The 18,704-nt window shown below is 41.5% G+C and carries 13 protein-coding genes and 1 tRNA gene; 7 read left to right on the top strand and 7 right to left on the bottom strand.

What is annotated here, in order from left to right:
- Positions 1 to 37: 37 nt before the first annotated feature.
- Together H6G73_RS12455 and H6G73_RS12450 are read right to left on the bottom strand one after the other, a co-directional pair.
- A complete protein-coding gene (locus tag H6G73_RS12455) occupies positions 38 to 601 on the bottom strand; it encodes a DUF11 domain-containing protein (protein ID WP_190604937.1) in 564 nt (187 codons plus the stop codon).
- 88 nt (positions 602 to 689) lie between these two features.
- On the bottom strand, positions 690 to 3,275 hold the full coding sequence (locus H6G73_RS12450; protein WP_190604826.1) for a beta strand repeat-containing protein: 2,586 nt from the start codon (positions 3,273 to 3,275) through the stop codon (positions 690 to 692).
- Positions 3,276 to 4,468: 1,193 nt separating this feature from the next.
- Here H6G73_RS12450 and thrC point away from each other — a divergent pair.
- On the top strand, positions 4,469 to 5,794 hold the full coding sequence (thrC, locus tag H6G73_RS12445; protein ID WP_190604824.1) for a threonine synthase: 1,326 nt from the start codon (positions 4,469 to 4,471) through the stop codon (positions 5,792 to 5,794).
- 154 nt (positions 5,795 to 5,948) lie between these two features.
- The gene (locus H6G73_RS12440; RefSeq protein WP_190604822.1) at positions 5,949 to 6,224 is read left to right on the top strand and encodes a MoaD/ThiS family protein; all 276 of its coding nucleotides are present in this window, start codon (positions 5,949 to 5,951) and stop codon (positions 6,222 to 6,224) included.
- An 86-nt stretch (positions 6,225 to 6,310) separates the two neighbouring features.
- On the opposite strand, the gene H6G73_RS12435 is transcribed toward H6G73_RS12440, so the two are convergent.
- Entirely contained in the window at positions 6,311 to 6,685 is a 375-nt protein-coding gene (locus H6G73_RS12435; protein WP_190604820.1) for a hypothetical protein, read from the bottom strand.
- A 228-nt stretch (positions 6,686 to 6,913) separates the two neighbouring features.
- Between H6G73_RS12435 and H6G73_RS12430 the strand changes: the two genes are divergently transcribed.
- Positions 6,914 to 7,477 (top strand): DUF2996 domain-containing protein, encoded by a 564-nt coding sequence (locus H6G73_RS12430; RefSeq protein WP_190604818.1) that lies wholly within the window; start codon positions 6,914 to 6,916, stop codon positions 7,475 to 7,477.
- A gap of 44 nt (positions 7,478 to 7,521) precedes the next feature.
- Here H6G73_RS12430 and H6G73_RS12425 read toward each other — a convergent pair whose 3' ends face one another.
- Complete coding sequence (locus tag H6G73_RS12425; RefSeq protein WP_190604816.1) at positions 7,522 to 8,016, bottom strand: TM2 domain-containing protein; 495 nt, start codon at positions 8,014 to 8,016, stop codon at positions 7,522 to 7,524.
- Positions 8,017 to 8,365: 349 nt separating this feature from the next.
- On the opposite strand from H6G73_RS12425, the gene acsF reads away from it, so the two are divergent.
- Positions 8,366 to 9,442, top strand: a complete 1,077-nt coding sequence (gene acsF, locus H6G73_RS12420; RefSeq protein WP_190604814.1) for a magnesium-protoporphyrin IX monomethyl ester (oxidative) cyclase — start codon at positions 8,366 to 8,368, stop codon at positions 9,440 to 9,442.
- Positions 9,443 to 9,659: 217 nt separating this feature from the next.
- Here the strand turns inward: acsF and H6G73_RS12415 are convergent, their stop codons facing one another.
- The gene (locus H6G73_RS12415) at positions 9,660 to 12,788 is read right to left on the bottom strand and encodes an alpha-mannosidase (RefSeq protein ID WP_190604812.1); all 3,129 of its coding nucleotides are present in this window, start codon (positions 12,786 to 12,788) and stop codon (positions 9,660 to 9,662) included.
- Positions 12,789 to 12,877: 89 nt separating this feature from the next.
- Between H6G73_RS12415 and H6G73_RS12410 the strand changes: the two genes are divergently transcribed.
- Complete coding sequence (locus H6G73_RS12410; protein WP_190604810.1) at positions 12,878 to 14,338, top strand: hypothetical protein; 1,461 nt, start codon at positions 12,878 to 12,880, stop codon at positions 14,336 to 14,338.
- A 69-nt stretch (positions 14,339 to 14,407) separates the two neighbouring features.
- Here the strand turns inward: H6G73_RS12410 and H6G73_RS12405 are convergent, their stop codons facing one another.
- Together H6G73_RS12405 and nadA are read right to left on the bottom strand one after the other, a co-directional pair.
- The gene (locus tag H6G73_RS12405; protein WP_190604808.1) at positions 14,408 to 15,994 is read right to left on the bottom strand and encodes a CPBP family intramembrane glutamic endopeptidase; all 1,587 of its coding nucleotides are present in this window, start codon (positions 15,992 to 15,994) and stop codon (positions 14,408 to 14,410) included.
- 311 nt (positions 15,995 to 16,305) lie between these two features.
- A complete protein-coding gene (gene nadA / locus H6G73_RS12400; RefSeq protein WP_190604806.1) occupies positions 16,306 to 17,268 on the bottom strand; it encodes a quinolinate synthase NadA in 963 nt (320 codons plus the stop codon).
- Positions 17,269 to 17,419: 151 nt separating this feature from the next.
- Between nadA and H6G73_RS12395 the strand changes: the two genes are divergently transcribed.
- Together H6G73_RS12395 and H6G73_RS12390 are read left to right on the top strand one after the other, a co-directional pair.
- Positions 17,420 to 18,343 (top strand): TIGR04168 family protein, encoded by a 924-nt coding sequence (locus H6G73_RS12395; RefSeq protein ID WP_190604804.1) that lies wholly within the window; start codon positions 17,420 to 17,422, stop codon positions 18,341 to 18,343.
- Between the two features lie 98 nt (positions 18,344 to 18,441).
- Positions 18,442 to 18,526, top strand: a tRNA-Ser gene (locus tag H6G73_RS12390).
- Positions 18,527 to 18,704: the final 178 nt, after the last annotated feature.

The raw sequence follows: 18,704 nt of genomic DNA, 5'->3' as shown, positions 1-18,704 counted from the left end.
CACTTACTCAGTACACAGCATTTAATTACTGGCAAATTTAACGTACTTGAGTTTTATAAGTTGCTTTTAATGTGGTTTTTGCACCCAATTCTGGCAACTTAAATTGTAGGTGAGTATAGGCACTAGCTGGTGCAGGGCGAGTTTCTACTTGGCCGTTGGGCAGTCTGACTTGCACTGTGGGATTTTCCGTAAAACTACGTCCGCCATCAACGCTATAAGTAATTTTGGTATCATCGGGGGCAGTGATGGACTTCATCACATAGACCATACCTTGGGGAATGGGTTGGTTAATGGTGACATTCTTAATTGGGCGATCGCTAGTATTTTCTCCAGTTAAGGTATAACGCAACACATCTCCTGGCTGTACCACCGCTTGTCCTTTCAAGGGTTGCCATACCTTGGTTTGTTTGCCTTGCTGATCCTGGGCAACTATCTGTTTTTCTGCATTTAACCGCAACTGTAGGGCAGATTTCTTATTGACATTTTGGGCAACAGCACTAGTAGGCTGCCATAAATCAGCTACTCCCGGCATTTGACTGATTAATGGTATTGCTGCCACTAAAAGATAACTGCAAGTTTTACGGAGTACATTCGCCTTCATACTGTCCATCAGAAAATTACCTCAAAATTTCGACAAAATGGTTATTATTTGTCCCTCTCCAAAGCTGCTGGAGAGGGAGTAGGAAATGTTAGTTCACTTTCCGTTGGAAGGTAAAGTTGCCTTCCACTTGTGGATCAACAGTGCCGTTCAAGCTATTGATATACTTGGTGACATCAGTATCTGCTGTTGTTCCAGTAATATCACCTACACTCGTGTTGGCGGGATTACCGCTGAAGAAGGTAATGGTACCGCGAGGATCTACAGCTTTGGTGGGCTGGTTGCTAGTATCACTTTGACCATTCACATCATTATCTAGTGCCCAGTTATTAGGACTTTGTGTGCCATCTTCAGTAATGACCACCTTATCAGCCTTCAAAATCACGTTACCTGTACCAGATTGAACTTCGGAAATATTCTTGTAGCGAATCTGATACTCAATAATATTGCCTGGTGCTGGAACTCTTGGTACATCAGCTACAGATGGATTAGGATCGATACCATTAACGGCTGGAGTAGACTCAAAATTACCCTGTCCTGTACCTACATCTGGCCCTGAACCTTTCAAGATCCGGGAGAATTTCAACAGTTTCAAGAAGCCTGTATATACCCGGTCAATGGTGATGTTAGAGGCATCAATGGTACCATCGTTACCACTGTCTTTGATACCATCAGTATTAGTATCAGTTGTGTAATTATCGATCGCAGCTGTAATTCGGACAGGGAAGCCTTTATCGATATCTGTGGATAACTGAGTACCAGTGGGTAAATCTACTTCCACACCATAGTTAACACTAGCTCCACCTGCTACATTAGGAATGGTAATAGTTGATCCTGTGTTGAGTGTGAAGATACCAGTGCCGCTATCGTAAGTATAAACAGCAGAATTACTACCATAGGTAATTGTCACCCTGGTTCCTGTTGGTAAATCTGTCAAATTAGTTGGTGCTGTTGGTGTGAGGGTGACTACACCAGCATCTAAACCATCATTCTTAAAGGTGTTTTGGAAACCAACCGCAGAAGGATTAATGGTACTGCCTGGTAGCGTTCCGGCAGGAATCAAGGAAGATTTGTTAGTAAAGTCAGTGGCTGTCGTGCCATCAGGTCCAGTCGCCCCAGGAGCATCTTTCGGACCATTGAGAATGGACGAATTTGCCGCGTTTTGAACTGTAAAGACGTTGGCATCACCACCAGCGGTAGTACCAGTGTTGTTGTTGCTGTTATCAATACCTGTTTCAGTATCAATCGCTGCAATAGTACCAGTGTTATTGACGAAACCATCATCAACTGCTGTATCTGGGATGCTGTCGGGGATGCCGTCACTGTTGGCATCAGGTGCACCAACAGGTGGTGTCATATTACCCACTGGACCATCGTAGTTACTGGGATTTTGGTCACCGGATTCATCGTATACAGGGAGATTATTGCCAGAAGTTTGACCAAATACCTGGGCAATATTCGCCACATTTAAAGGAGAAGTAGCAGTCGATTTAACTTTGACTTGAACCGAGAAGCCTGTAATGGTGGTACCAGGAGCAATGGAAGAAACTTGAGCTGGTTTGTTGATGAAACCAACACGAGTGACATTGGCTAAAGTAGGAGGTGTAGTGGTAAACCTCCGCCACTGTGCAGCATTAGCATCAGTTGTAACTGGATCTAACGTGTATACTGCGTCCCAACCAGGGGGTGGTGTAGGGGTAGCAGCTAATTCCGTATCTTTAGGAACGGCATCGGATACCAAGATATAAGCGGTACTACTGGAACTGTCCACATTCAGAGTAGAACCTGCCAAAGGCGCAGGGTTAATTCCTTGTCCAGTAACATCGCTATTTTCTACTTTCAGACTTAAACTGTATGTGAGTTTGTCGTCTGTGATATTGCTAGGGGTGGAATTATTGTTGTAGCCAGTTCTCACCTTCAACAATGTTGCTAAAGAGTAGTTTTTGGGAGTAGCACCTACGGTAGTTTGTTGACTATTACTAGCTTCCCTGACACCGTTCACAGGTGCACCATCCACATCATTAGGATCTGAATCTGGGTTATCTACGGTATAAACGTCACCACCGCTATCATTCCGCAGTACGTTTTGAGCATTTTCTGATTGGGTATCACCAAGGGTGACTTTAATCACATCACCAGATTTAGCACCACTTGCTACTGTCACTGGTACACGCACTAATACACTACCACCAGGGACGATGGAACTTGTGGTTACATCTGTGCCAGTAATGGCGGTCCAGGTTGTGCCACCATCTGTGCTGTATTCTAAGTTGCCGCTAACTGTAGCTTGTCCACTTACTTTAGCTAAATTGGGGATTCTAAATTTGGTTGGGTCGTTACCAATGTTAGTGATGGTGTAGGTATAGGTTAAGGTATCACCTACAGCAACAGAACCACCATTGTTATCTGTGACTCCAGATGCAGCAACTGTAATACCTGCAACTTCAGCTACAGTGACGGTAACTGTATTTGAGGTTGAATTGATGGTTGTACCTGTTTCATTTGGATCTTCATAAGTAGCAGTCGCCTGGTTACTAATGGATGTTCCTGCGGCAGTTCCTTCTGCTAAGACGGGAGCAATAAATTGAAATATGCCATTAGTTAAAAATGCTGTTGCTAATAAAGTCCGCAAAACACGGGATTTTTGACGATGCACAGGTTTTTGATTTGATTTCATGGGAAGTTATAGCACTCACAACACTATTTTTTTTGTTGAATAAACTAAAAGCAGCAATTAAATTGCTGATTATTTCTCTAGTCGTAATTCAACAAAGCATATGCAGATTTAACTGGCTCATACTAAATCCTCTCTAATTGCTAGACAATTGGAAATCATTAGTTAAGACCATTATTCACGCATTTATATGAGAGAGAAAATCTCAGTCTTTATTAATATAAAGACTTGCATAAAGCTTATCTAACCTAGATTTAGTAACTGTGGTTATCTAGAAGAAATAACTATGAATCAGTAAGGATATAAAATTGTTTGATGCATAGTTAATAGGTAAGTTAGCTCGATTTTCAATTTAGGAAAAGATTATGGAAAAGTTGTGGAAAGCGTAGATAATGACCAAATTGCCTGAGATGTTGTTGAGAGTTTGACTGTGGATATTTAAGCCAGAACCAATAAGTTTATATTTGTATCAGCAACCATGTAACTCAGAAATGTTTTTTACCTACTCTTCTTTGAAGCTAGCAAAGAAGTGTGATGACAAGGGTTGGGTTTCAACACTGAATTTAGGTCTTAGCTTTCCGTATTAATACAATTACACAGGTTCTAGGATTATCTATATTTGTATGTAAACACTACTAAACTTGCTCCTAATTTTGATACATGGTATTTTCCCTGTATATCTTAAGGCATAAATGACAGTATTAAAAGTGGTATCAATCAAAGTATTAAAAAAGTTTACACTAAATTATTTTCTACGTATATTTATTTAAGTAAGTTCAAGTATTAAAAGTTTTATTTGTCTACGCGCAAGTAATAATACTTATAGATTGTATAGACCTGTTCAATTTTGTGTTTAAACCAGTTAGATTCGATTAATATATATAATTATTTTTAACAACTCGTAAAACTGTGTTAATACACAACTTCAAGATTAACCTAAGTTTGGGTTAAAGGTGTTTTGAAGTTACTCAACAAAAGAACAAGCTTTCTAGTCTACGGAAGAATAAGAGTTTCATCTGATCCGGAACTGAAGTTAAAAGCTAGACAAGCAAAGGCTTTTAGCACTGTCACCTGCTATATTGCCTTTAAATATCCGACTTTTTTTGTCGGGTATGTTTGACGAGTATTTTTGCTCGTGTTACTATCAGGCAAAAGTTGACGGACAAACACACAGACATCCAGGGAAGGCTAGTTCTATGACTCAGGCAATACCTACAGCAAACCAAGCGATCGCAAACCTCAAGCAAGCAGGCAATGCCACTTTCACTGCCCTTAAATGTAAAGAATGTGGCGCAGAATATGAACTCCAAGCTAGTCACGTTTGTGAATTATGCTTTGGCCCGCTGGAGGTTAAGTACGATTACAATGCTGTACGTAGCTTAGTCAGCCGAGAAACTATTCAAGCTGGGCCAAATTCTATTTGGCGTTACCGTCACTTTTTGCCTGTAGCCACTGATGATGTGATCGACGTAGGAACTGGTATGACTCCCCTGGTACGTTCCCATCGTCTTGCCCGTCGCCTGGGTTTAAACAAGCTATATATTAAAAATGATGCCGTCAACATGCCCACCCTCAGCTTCAAGGATCGGGTGGTGTCTGTGGCCCTGAGTAGAGCTAGAGAATTAGGCTTCACCACAGTTTCCTGTGCTAGCACCGGCAACTTAGCTAATTCTACAGCAGCCATCGCTGCTCATGCTGGCTTAGATTGCTGTGTCTTCATCCCCGCAGATTTAGAAGCCGGTAAAGTTTTGGGTAGTCTTATCTACAGCCCAACTTTAATGGCAGTTAAAGGCAACTATGATCAAGTCAATCGCCTCTGTTCAGAAGTAGCTAACACCCATGGTTGGGGATTTGTCAATATTAACTTGCGTCCCTACTACTCTGAAGGTTCTAAAACCCTCGGTTTTGAAGTGGCAGAACAATTAGGTTGGCAATTGCCAGACCACGTAGTTGCACCTTTAGCTTCCGGCTCCCTCTTCACCAAAATATATAAAGGTTTCCAAGAATTTGTAGAAGTTGGTTTGGTAGAAGGGAAAAAAGTCCGTTTCAGCGGTGCTCAAGCTGAAGGTTGCTCTCCCATTGCTGAGGCTTTCAAAGAAGGTCGTGACTTTATTAAACCAGTTAAACCCAATACAATTGCTAAATCCATTGCTATTGGTAATCCAGCAGATGGGGTTTATGCAGTAGAAATAGCCCAAAAAACTGGCGGTAATATTGAATCAGTCACTGATGCAGAAATTATCGAAGGCATCAAACTCTTAGCAGAAACTGAAGGTATCTTTACCGAAACAGCAGGTGGTACAACTATCGCTGTGCTGAAAAAATTGGTAGAAGCTGGCAAAATTGATCCAGATGAAACTACAGTGGTTTATATCACTGGCAATGGTTTAAAAACCCAAGAAGCAGTTCAAGGCTACGTTGGCGAACCTTTGACCATTGATGCCAAACTAGATAGTTTTGAACGGGCTTTAGAAAGATCCCGTACACTTGACCGCCTCGAATGGCAGCAAGTTCTTGTTTAGTTATTACTAATTTGTTCTTGGTGACAAGTAAAAGGGGGTAAACAGCAGGGAAATGAGCAGAAAATCTTCATTCCTGCTGACCTGATTCTGACAACTCATCGGGGACAACTAGCTAATGACAACCGACCACTGAATTGGAAATTAATCATTAAAGATGGCTGTAACAGTTTTAGTTCCCACTGCTCTGCAAAAATTTACTAATAACCAAGCTACCTTACAATGTGTTGGTAGTACCGTTGCTGAATTATTTGATTCTCTAGAGCAAGTCTGTCCTGGGATTAAATCACGAATCTGTGATGAAGAAGGTAAGCCCAGACGGTTTTTGAATTTGTACGTTAATAGCGAAGATATCCGCTTTTTAGATGGTACAGCCACACCGTTGAAAGATGGTGATGAAGTCAGCATTGTTCCTGCTGTAGCTGGTGGTTGAGAAAATACATCGAAGATATCAGCAGGAAAGTTCTTTGGTTTCTCCCCCTAATCAGTGGGGAGAAAATTTTTATGACTAGATATTGCTTACTCCATCTGAGTTTTTTGATTGATTATTGCGCTCACTTCATTAACAGTGGCTATATCTATATTATTAAAAACAATTCTTCGATAGTTTTCATTTGTTAATTCAATTGTTAAAACCTGACCAAAGTTATTTTTTCTGGTGACATACCAAAACTCTTTACCCCTATCATTGTAATAGGTTCCAGCTTTAATTAACCCAGGAACAAAACTACCAGGAGCGCGTATTTCTTTCCAAGTATTAGGTGGTAGTTCTGTGGTTACTTGAGTGATATTCGCTAAAGGAATTTGCCAAATTTTTTGAAACCGAACAGCTAAAAGTTGTTCTGTAAATGTAAATTCAATTTGCAGTTGTTCGGCAACGATGCGGATATTCATATGTTGTGATTAAATCGTCATCATCGAGAAAAATAAATATAATCAAAACAACTATTGAGTATATATTTTCAATAGCTATCGCTATGCTCTGGTATGTCAAAATGAAATTAACTTACTAACTCAAGGTGAGCGACTGCGTGGAGTATAGCGCCACAGGGTACTTGGTTAAGTCAATTATCCTCAATAAGGCGATCGCTCTGCAAGCTAAATAAAGGATTGACCTGAGCAATGGCAGAAGAAACCAATCAAAATCAAGCGGGAGAAGCGGCTCCTAGCCGTAACAAACCTGTAGCCTCAAACCTCCCTACAGCCAACACACCAGACCCTAAAACAGCTAATCCAGCAGTTAACCCCAATGCTGCTGTCTCTGCTGAAGACAAACCTGCTGCTGCTAAGGCTCCCAAAAAGGAAAAAGCTCCGAGTGTGGAAGATAAACCATTTGAGGAGTTCATGCAGCAAGATTACTTGCCAGCTTTACAACAAGCAATTGCTCAACAAGGAGTGTCAGATTTACAATTGGCATTTGGCAAGCAGAAATATCCAATTGTCGGCTTTGATTCCGCAGAAGAATGCTGGCAAGTGATTGGTAGTTGGCAAAGTGGGCAACGCCAATTTAATGTATATTTTCCAGAAGCCGACATTCAAGGTAAAAAAGGGTTTTCCTGTAACGAAGGTAAAAAACCTAGCACTCTTGAATCCTTCTTGATTGATGAGCGTAAAATCACTCTTGATTTGTTGGTATCTCGCTTAGTCTACCGCTTAAATGGTCAAAAGTGGCTAGGTAGAAATTAGTAATTAGTAATTAGTCAGTTGTTACCTGTCAGTAACAATTGACTTCACAGTTCATGAAAATGGTAGGTAACGGCTCCAGTCATGGGGTCGTTGTCTATTTTCACGTATCCTGACCGCAGCATTTCCTTGAAAGCTGCTTCTACATCTGCAAAACTGGCTCCTGTAGCCTTCACTCCTTGAGTCACAGTTAAAGTTCCTCCTTTGCTTTCCGCTGCTTCAATTAATTTCACAACCAGTTGGTTGCCAATGGGACTATATACTTGGGTGGTGTTAACTGGTGGGTCGAAGGGTACACCCAAGGGAGATAGACCTGCTTTAATCCTCAATCTCTCCTCGTAATCTTCCACCATATTGGGAATTAAAAACAAATCGATAAATTGTCCAATTCCAAACATTCCTCCAGTGAGCAGCCATAATAACCCAGAGACAAATTTGCCGTTATATAAACGGTGTAGTCCTCCTGCACCGAAAAACAAGGCCCCCGTTAACACATAAGAGATAAGCAGACGCTGTTTATGCTCATGCTTTTGCAAATTCATTTTTTATCAACCCTTTAATATGTCGCTGCTGCTGTGTTCTGGAATATCAGCAGGGGTAGCTAGAGTAGTGATTAATTCTAAGATAATCAATTTTTTCTGGTTAAGCCTGTCACACCCTAACTGTGATGCCTTGTAACTGAAAAATTAAGCCTTAGTTGTAACTTTATCAGTAATAATAGAAATTTTTGTTGCAACTCTTAACGTTTTATATGTGAGTTTACGGCTCACGCCTTGGTAGACTGAATTTTATACAAATTTATAATGGTTGTATGTAATTAGCACCTTGTGAGACCATAGGCTTTGGCTCTCTGGTGTACTCAAGATAAAAAAACAAAAGAGCAATCAAAACATGGTAGATTCCCTAAAAAAACCAGGCTTTGAAGAAATACGGCCCGGGATTAAAGTCCCGGCAAAGGAAACCCTCTTAACACCCCGTTTTTATACAACTGACTTTGATGAGATGGCGCGGATGGACATCTCGGTCAATGAAGATGAGTTAAGAGCGATTCTGGAAGAATTTCGCACTGACTACAACCGCCATCACTTTGTTCGGGATGCCGAGTTTGAACAATCCTGGGATCATATTGACGGGGAAACTCGCCGATTGTTTGTTGAATTTCTGGAACGTTCTTGTACAGCAGAGTTTTCTGGATTTTTGTTGTATAAAGAACTCGGCCGCCGTTTGAAGGATAAAAGTCCTGTTTTGGCTGAATGCTTTAACCTGATGTCACGGGATGAAGCACGTCATGCTGGCTTTTTAAACAAGGCGATGTCAGACTTTAATCTGTCCTTAGATTTGGGTTTCTTGACCAAGAGCCGTAACTACACCTTCTTTAAACCCAAGTTCATTTTCTACGCTACCTATCTATCTGAAAAGATTGGTTATTGGCGCTACATCACCATTTATCGCCATTTAGAAAAAAATCCTAACGACCGGATTTATCCAATTTTCCGCTTCTTTGAAAATTGGTGTCAGGATGAAAACCGACATGGTGATTTCTTTGACGCAATTATGAGAGCGCAGCCGCAAATGTTGAACGACTGGAAAGCGAAGCTATGGAGTCGCTTCTTCCTGTTGTCAGTGTTTGCCACAATGTATCTCAATGACATCCAACGCAAGGATTTTTATGCTTCTATTGGTTTGGATGCTAGAGAGTATGACATCTATGTGATTAAGAAGACCAATGAAACCGCAGGACGGGTTTTCCCTGTGATTTTAGATGTTGAGAATCCAGAATTTTATCAACGGTTAGATATCTGCATTCAGAATAACGAAAAATTGAGTGCGATCGCTAACTCTGGTACTCCTAAATTCCTGCAATTCTTCCAAAAGCTGCCTCTGTTTGTTTCTCTAGGCTGGCAGTTCTTGAAACTGTATCTGATGAAGCCTATTGAAGTGGCTTCTAGTCATGGTCAAGCCCGCTAATTGTAGTTAACTTTGTAGCAAGCTTGAAGAGTGGTTCTGTGTTATGCAGAACCACTTTTTTTATGCCTAAAGTTGCTTTTTGGCTATCTGTATAAGTAGTCGTGCAAATAAATTTTATATTTGGGAGAGGGAACAGGGAAATGGGGGAAACGGAGGACAAGGGAGACAAGGAGGAATAGAAATATCTTCTTTTTCCTCCCCTCTACTCTGTCACCTATCACCTGCTATAGTTTGGAGAAAGAGATAGGGTGATGATTTGCCAAGGTTCGATATTGTTGGGTTCTGGCACATTGGTTGTCATTGTTTCTTCTAGTAAATTCACTCGTTCATCTATTTTGAAAAAGTTACTTGTCCAAGAAATTGGAGTTGTTTTGCCTTGGCATTCATAAAATCTCAATATCATTTTTTCGGGATTATCTTCTGCGGGTTTGAGTGCCATTAAAACTAAGTTTTCATTGGATAAATTGAAAAACTCTACTGCTGATGCTGTGATAGGAAGAAATTGATTTTCTGTTGGTTGTTGGGGTGGGTTAACTACTATTTGCAAAGGTATGTTTAACTCATAGCCATATCTAACTGTTTGTGCTTGTTCCCAACTATCTGTATGGGGATATATGGCATAGGTAAACTGATGTAACCCTCGGTCTGCTTGGGGGTCTGGCCAGTTGGGACTTCTCAACAGGGTGAGACGGAGTTGGTTAGATGTGGCATCATAGCCATATTTACAATCATTGAGAATACTAACACCATATTTTCCTGTGGGTGTGTATGCGGTTAAGTCGGCCCAACGTAAAGCAGGAACTTCCCATTTAGCTTGTTCAGATGGGGTTTGAGGTTTGGTGGTACGTTGAATTACACCACAAGGTATTTCATAGGTAGCAAAATCAGCTTCTAGGTTGAGAGGAAATGCTGCTTTCACTAATACTTGATTTTCTTGCCAATTCACGGTGTTGGCAATTTTGAGTAGGGGGGAATGGGTTTGGAGGATGTAGTCTTGACAAAATTCTGATGCACCTAATTGACGGACTACCCGCAACCGCTGTTGGACTGGGCCATATTCTAGCCAATGGATTGATTTTAGCTGAGTTGGGGATAAGGGATGATGGTGATAATTGGGGTCGATGTTCCAAGCGTCCCAATATTGTCCACTGTCTTGGAAGCCTTGTATTTGGTTTCCGGCACCGCTGAAAATTTCTCGTTGTTGGGTTTTGTCAAAGACGCTGCTGAGGTCTCCTGTGTCTGGGTTGACATGAATACGTAAATATGGGTTTTCTAGCGTCCAGTTCTGAGGAGGTGGGGTGGTGGGTTGGTTAGTTGATGGAGTCAACCAGAAAATGTTATATCCTACGCAGGGGACAGAGGCAAGAAAAATTAGGGTGGAAGATGTGGTCTGTTGAGATGGAAGTTGATTTCCTAAAATGTCATAGACTTGCCATCCGGGTTGAGATTCTGGAGAATTAGGTAGAGTGATGGTGGCGACTTCACAACGCTGCCAGTTGAGAGAATTAAAAACTATGACAGGTATACTTTGGGGATGGGGTGGCGATGGTAGATTAATGTGAGATGCGATCGCTTGCAATGATTCCTCTAATATTTTGCTTCCCACCTCTTCCACTTGTTGCCATTCTGGTAAAGCATCCTCATACACTTGAGTAATTGAGGAACCTGGTAAAATATCGTGAAATTGGTTAAATAATACTCGTTTCCAGGCAGTTTCTATTTCTTGTTGGGGATATTTCACCCCACAGCAGACTTTAGCTAAGGTAGCGAATAACTCAGCTTGATATAACAGGTTTTCACATCGTCGGTTCCACGCTTTTTGGTCAGCGTGGGTGGTGTAACATCCCCGATGGAATTCTAAATACAGTTCGTCTTCCCAAACTGGAAGGTTTGCTGTGTGGGATGTAATTTGCTGTAAATACTTTTCGGCGGTGGTAAATTCTAATTTAGGGAATACTGGTGAATGTTGCCAGCGTCGTCCAATTTCCAACATATCAAGGGTGGGTCCACCACCATGATCACCCACTCCTGGTAGCCACAACGATGCTTGTAACTCAGTTTGGCTATGCCATTCACAGGCGTATGTGGCCATTTTAATGGGGTCGATACCTTCGCCGATGGGTGCAGACATGAAACTCAATACTTGACTACCATCAGGCGATCGCCACCAAAATAATCCATAATCAAATTTAGTGGTATCATTCCAGCGCAATTTTTGGGTGACAAAATACTCAATTCCGGCCTGTCTTAGAAATTGGGGTAAGGTTGCACAAAAACCAAAGGTATCAGGAACCCAAACTATAGGGGAAATACGACCGAATTTCTCTTGAAAATAACGCTGTCCATATAATAATTGCCGCACTATGGACTCCCCAGCAATTAAATTCAAATCTGGTTCCACCCAGAAACCACCCATAATTTCCCATTTTCCTGCGTCTACCTGGCTTTTAATCGCTGCAAATAAATCTGGTCGATGTTCCTCAATCCAAGCGTATAATGCTGGCGTAGAATGGCAAAAGGTTAACTCTGGAAAGTCTTGCTGTAACTTTAAAGCTGACTCAAAGGTATTTTGTGCTGCATTCCAAGTTTCACTCACAGGCCACAGCCATGCTAAATCTAAATGAGCATGACCCAAAAGATAAATGTGAGAATTGAGATTAGGAATGTGAAATTGGAGAATTTTTTGACGGAGAGAAACAAGAAAAGTGTTCCAGTCGTCTGGAAAATGATAATTTGCGACTTCCTCAACTGCTGCGGCTAAATCATTTAACTTATCTGGTGCATACTTAGCTAAAAATAGCTGTATCACCCCCAACTCGTCAGCCACAAAACCTGGGTCAGGAGAATTATAATCTGTTGACTCGTACACCAGAAGCGATCGCATCAACGCTCCATCACAATGGCCCGGACTCACTAACCGGATATTAACTAGAAATTCATCCCCACATTTTACATCCCCACTCAACAGCACCCTCGGCGACGAGTCAAATAAATCACCCTCTCCTACCAACTTACCATTCACATAAACTTCCGCTTGGTCTGCCCACCAAACCAAAGCTAACCGTAACCCCAACCCCTGCAAATCATAGCCCTGTAAAGCTTGGGGAACCACAAAGCTTTGTTGCAACCACAGCACCTGTTTTCCCCCACTCCACGCAATATGTTCTTTATCATTTAGGTGGACAGGTTGCCAATCTGACCAATGGGAAGATATAACCTCAGTAATTACCCAGTCTTGATTGTGGTAAAACCAAGTAGACTGAATATTAACTTGACAGCAAGAACGTAAGTTTTCTATTGCTGCAAAGATAAATTTGGTATTTGCTGGAGATACGGGAAGGGTCATATTTTCGATAAGATGATGGCACTGATGAAAACTAACAGTTTTGCGGGAGTCTCACAACCACATTACGGTACAACTAACACATCATTACCATGTCTTCTGGTTCCTCTAGTCGTTATCAAAGTAAACTCTTTAACTTTGTCTACCAGCAATCTCGGCGGTTGACACAACAGTGGGAAAGCGGCTTCAGAAATTTACAAGTAGCCGCAAAATGGAGTGTGGAGGCGCTGTTGTACCCACTTTACAAAATCCTACAACCTGATGAATCCGTGGGCAAGGGTTTAAAATCTAGTACCGCAGCCACAAAACCACAATTACAACTAGAAGCACCAGCCACGGACACACCAATTCAAAATATCTTAGAAGTGGTGGAACATCTCCCTTCTCCCGCAGTGGTGGAAACAAGTTCTCCCAGTCACAACCCCTTAACTGTATTGGGGTCTTGGTGGTCGAAAATTACTCGCAAACAACCACAAATTGATTCTCAACTTACTCACTCCCTACCAACAGAAGATTCCCTCCAGCATCATATCCCCAAGGTACAAGGAATCGCATCACAATTAGAAAATCGCCATTTAGTTTTGGTGACTACGGATAATCGAATCTTAGATGTTTTAACACCCCAACAACAGCATAAATTAGCTGATAGAATTAATAGTGAAATAACTGAATACAAATATTCTTTGCAGTTAATTGCCGAAGCGAAACAACAAGAGTTATTACCTAAAATTGACAATATTTTAAATAAGCTCACAGGTCAAAATCAAGAAAATCAAACAGCCTTACCATCTAGTTCAGCTATTGAAGATAGTTCACCATTATCTTTCTTCAAATTTGGGAGAATTTTGGCATTTTTCGACACAGTTGTGGCTAATTTAGAATCTCAAGCCTTAGTCCCTGTGCAGAACCAAGGTCAAGGAATTATCAAAACTGCTCAAACTCAGCTAAATATCTTCCTTTATGGCAAAGAATACGTAGAAGCGAGAGGAGAAATCACTGTTAATAGTGACAAAGTAGAACATCAGCAGTTAAATATCTCTGAATTAATTGCAGCCGCTATTAATTACTTTTTTGGTGATAGGGATAGAAAGAGAATTCAAACTGAAGTCAAGAATTTACAATCCTCCTTTACCCCTGTTCCAGGGAAACGGCAAATATTACCCGACAATCATCAATTCGTTGCTGAAAATATAGAAGACCCTTGGCTAAGTTGGGATGATTTATTTGGTGAGGTTACAGAAAATGCCATTGAGAGAGAAGTAGACAATTCCCCCAATGTATCTGATGAAGAATTTTTGCAAGAACCATCAGCAGCTACATCAAACCCATCCATCAATGATAAACAATTGGAGGGAAGTAAAAAAATGCAAGTTGGTGAACAATCTGGATTTGAAGCCAAACCAGATTGGATCGAAATTTCTGCCACTTTGTTAGGTTATGAAAAGCATCCCTTAGAGCAAATTTTAGCTTGGTTAGACCGTGCCATGCTTTGGGTAGAAGCGATGTTGAGGAATATTTTCTACTTTTTCAAAGGTTTAATGGGATTCAATTAAATCTGTCGTTGTACTCATCAAAGGCTGTTTTCATCGACAAGGTGTAACGTAACAGTTCTGAACTTCTAATTAATTATTCCCGCTACCTAAGAGAAATAAACTGAGTAAAGTTCCACTATTCCAAAGGCTGTGGAGAAGCATAGAAGAGAGGAGATTGCGCGATCGCGTGTATACTAATCCCAGAACTATCCCCAAAGCTGTCAATGGCAAGATTTCTGACAAGCTGAGGTGAGCAACCGCAAATAACACACTACTAGCCAAAATCGCTGCCCAAACGGGAATATACCGAGTCAGGGACGGTAACAAAAATCCCCGAAAGAGAAATTCTTCAAATAAGGGGGCAGCAATGGCAGCTGTAAAGAAAAATATCCCCAAAGCCACAAAATCTCGACTTTCTAGGGCTAGTTGTAACAGAGGGTTACTACCTCCTTGTCCCCGCCATAATTGTTGATTAATCAAAGAAACAATCACCACTATTGGTAAAGCTGTACAGTAGCCTCCTAGTCCCCACAAAAACCAATTACCTTTGAGACTGAAGCGAAACCATTGTTCTGGTAGGGGGAAATAGCGTTTAATTGATAAATACAACACTGACACCGCACCAGTTGCCACTAAGAGATAACTGACAAACACGGAAAAAGCTTCGATGCGAGCATTACCTGTCCCTCTAGGCAATGGTAATAGTGTTAATAATTCTGGGATAAACAATTGTCCCATTAATAAAAAGCCAAACACAAAAACTTGTAAAACCGTTTCCCCATTCCAAGGAGTTGACCAAACTAATTCTGCATTTTGGGCTAAAATTGCTTCTTTGCCTTTGATTAAACGTTGCAATAGCAAAAAAACTAATAATATTGAACCAATTAAGGCAGTGACACTAGGAATAGTAGCAATGAGGGCTAGTTTCAATATTGCCGCACTAGCTGTTTCTTGTCGTTCCGTTTCCACCGCGGTGAGTGCATCTTGACGCTGCTGGAGTTGGTATAACTGAATCAAGGCTGTAGAACGAAACCAACCAGCTAAATTGTTTTGTATTAGCTGTTGAGAATTGGGTAAAACACGAGGTGGGTTACTCCAGATTCCCGTTAATACATTTGCTGTTGCTTGTAATTCTGTTTGACTATCTACCTCTGCTGTCTGTGATAATTGACTCCAGCTTGAAATGGCTTTCTCTGTTTCTCCTGCTGTTGCTTGTAAAATACCTAGCCGCAAGTTCAACTCAGCTAGTAGTTTTTCCTGCTGTTGCAGAGATTTTTGTAATTGTTTTTCTTGACTTTGACCAGAGATTTGGGTAGCTGGAGATTTCTCAGGTAGAGGTTTTGGCGTTGTAATGATGGTGGTACTGGGGGAATGAAGTTGAGCTAATTTCTGCTTGGTTTTCTCTAAATTCCCTTGGACAGACTGCTGTGCTTGTTGATATTGTTGTTGGGCGCTGTCTAAAGGTTTATCACCCAGAATTAATTCTCGGAAGTTTTGGATATCACTCTCAGAACTATCTTCAGGTTGCCAAGCCTGTGCTTGCAGGACAATATTGGTTTGATAAAGTTCCAGCAGACTTTGGAACTGAGGTTTTTGCCAACTATTCGATAAAGATATAGATGACAAACCCACCGCTAACAGTGTCATCGCAATTAAAAGCAACCGTTTGATAGTCATTTATCCCCCTTAAACTAACCGATGGAGAAGCGCGTCCCCTTGGAAATTATAAGCTAGTGCAGATGGGCGATATGTTTTGTGTTTGTAAATGACCGTTACTTAGACGGTCAGAAGTTGCAAACTTAATGAATTGGGGAATTTTCAAATCAAACATAGTAGAGACGTTGTATACAACGTCTCTACTTCAATGACCACTAGAGGTCTAATTAATTTTTGGGGGTTAGGTAAGATGGCCGTCCCTTAAACCCAGACTAGAAGCCCGATTGGATCATTGATTTCCTGAAAATCCCTTAAGGAATTAATATCTGAGTCTAAACACTCATTTCCAACATTCTTTGGATTGGTCGCAGTGCTGCCACGCGAATATCTTCTGACATGGTAATTTCTGGAGAGCGATTTTTCATGGCTAAATAAAGTTTTTCTAAGGTGTTTAACCGCATAAATGGGCATTCGTTGCAGTTACAGTTGTTTTCTGGAGGAGCGGGAATAAAGTGTTTATGGGGTGCTAATTTTTGCATCTGGTGGATGATGCCAGGCTCTGTAGCAACGATAAATTCTTGGCTAGGGCTTTTTTGACAATAATTAAGTAAAGCGGCTGTAGAGCCAATAAAACTGGCGTGGCGGAGGACGCTGGTTTCACATTCTGGGTGAGCGATCGCTTCTGCTTCAGGATGGGTAATTTTTAATTGGACGATTTTCTTTTCGGAAAAGGTTTCATGGACGATGCAGCTACCTTGCCACAATACTAAATCTCTGCCAGTTTGTTCCATCACGTATCGTCCCAAGTTCCGATCTGGGGCAAAAATAATCGGCTGGTCTTTGGGTATTTGTTCCACGATTTTCACCGCATTGGAACTGGTACAAATAATATCGCTCATGGCCTTGATTTCGGCAGAGCAGTTAATATAAGACACTACTAAATGATTGGGATGGGCAGCTTTGAAAGCGGCAAATTCCTCTGGAGGACAACTATCAGCTAAGGAACAACCAGCATCTAAGTCTGGCAGCAATACCAATTTATCTGGATTGAGGATTTTGGCGGTTTCTGCCATGAAATGAACCCCAGCAAAGACAATCACATCTGCATTGGTGTTAGCTGCGGCCCTGGCTAGTTGTAAGGAATCGCCAATAAAGTCGGCAATATCTTGAATATCTGGGTCTTGATAATAATGGGCTAATATCACTGCATTGAGTTCTTTTTTTAAATCCTCAATGGCGGCAAATAAATCTAGTGGTATACCCTGTTGGTTGGGAGTAATTGTAGTTGTAAACACAGTTAGAAGTTGCTTTTAGCTGCAATTTATGTTTTTGTTACAATTAATTATAGTATTTTTTACCAAAAATAGTGGACGGTTAATCTCCTGAAGTTGTGTCCAAATTGGGCGGAGTTGCCTATGCTGGAATTAGACAGCTTTTTAAAGTGGCATGACCAGTCAAAAAACTCAAAATCTCAAAATTGCTGTAGTTGGCGACGTTCACGACCAGTGGGAAGTGGAAGATGGCATAGCACTCAAGCATCTGGGTGTGGATTTGGTGCTGTTTGTGGGGGATTTTGGTAATGAATCAGTGGAAGTGGTCAGGGCGATCGCTTCCCTGGCAATTCCCAAAGCAGTAGTCATGGGAAATCATGATGCCTGGTACACGGCCACAGAATGGGGACGGAAAAAATGTCCCTATGACAGAACCAAGGAAGATTGGGTACAAGCACAACTGGATTTATTAGGTTCTACCCAAGTTGGTTATGGCAAGTTGGATTTCCCTGATTGGAATTTAACTGTGGTTGGGGGTCGTCCCTTTAGCTGGGGTGGGCCAGAGTGGAAGTTCGCTGACATCTGTAGAGAAAGATATGGTGTCAACAGCTTGGAAGAGTCAGCAGAGAAAATTTTTCAAGCTGTCAAAAGTGCCGCTTGTGACAACATTATCTTTGTCGGTCATAATGGGCCGAGTGGTTTAGGCGATCGCCCCGAAGACCCCTGTGGTAAAGATTGGCATCCCATCGGTGGGGATTTTGGCGACCCTGATTTAGCTGAGGCCATTTCTCTGTGTCTCACCACTGGTAAAACTATCCCCCTAGTCACCTTTGGCCATATGCACCGTACACTCCGTCATACTAAGCAGGTGATGCGGAAAGCAGTATTTAAAAGTCCAGAAGGCATTATTTACTTAAATGCAGCCACTGTACCCCGCATTGTGGAAAAACAAGGTGTGAAGTTGAGGAATTTTTCTCTTGTGACTTTGGCGGAAAATGTAGTTACCCAAGCCTCTTTAGTGTGGGTGGGGGAAGACTTTCAGATAGTTTCCCAAGAAATTTTTTATCAACGTTCCCCTTCAGTAGTGCCAACTTTGTAATGATAGGATATACTGTTATCTGTCGGTTTTTGTGCTAGTTGCCAAAAGCGCCCTATTACCGTGCAATGATGACAGCAGTCAAGAACGACAGATTATTTGGAGAGGTGGCAGAGTGGTCGAATGCGTCCGACTTGAAATCGGATGAGGCTAAAACCTCCGGGGGTTCGAATCCCCCCCTCTCCGTTGAGTAAAATTTGTTGCAAACATAGACGCTACAGATAAAGTGAGGGGCGTAATATTTCTATTGAAAAAATGTAAGGATTCAGGTGGAGGGGGATTGACAAAAGGGACAATTGGATAGAGTATCACGGGCATGAACAAAAACCTGCCAAGAGAACAAGATAGAGAAAGACTAAACCAG

Source organism: Richelia sinica FACHB-800, assembly GCF_014698825.1.
Classification (GTDB): Bacteria; Cyanobacteriota; Cyanobacteriia; order Cyanobacteriales; family Nostocaceae; genus FACHB-800.
Note: the sequence above shows the minus strand (reverse complement) of the source record. Positions and strands in the feature narration are given on the sequence as shown.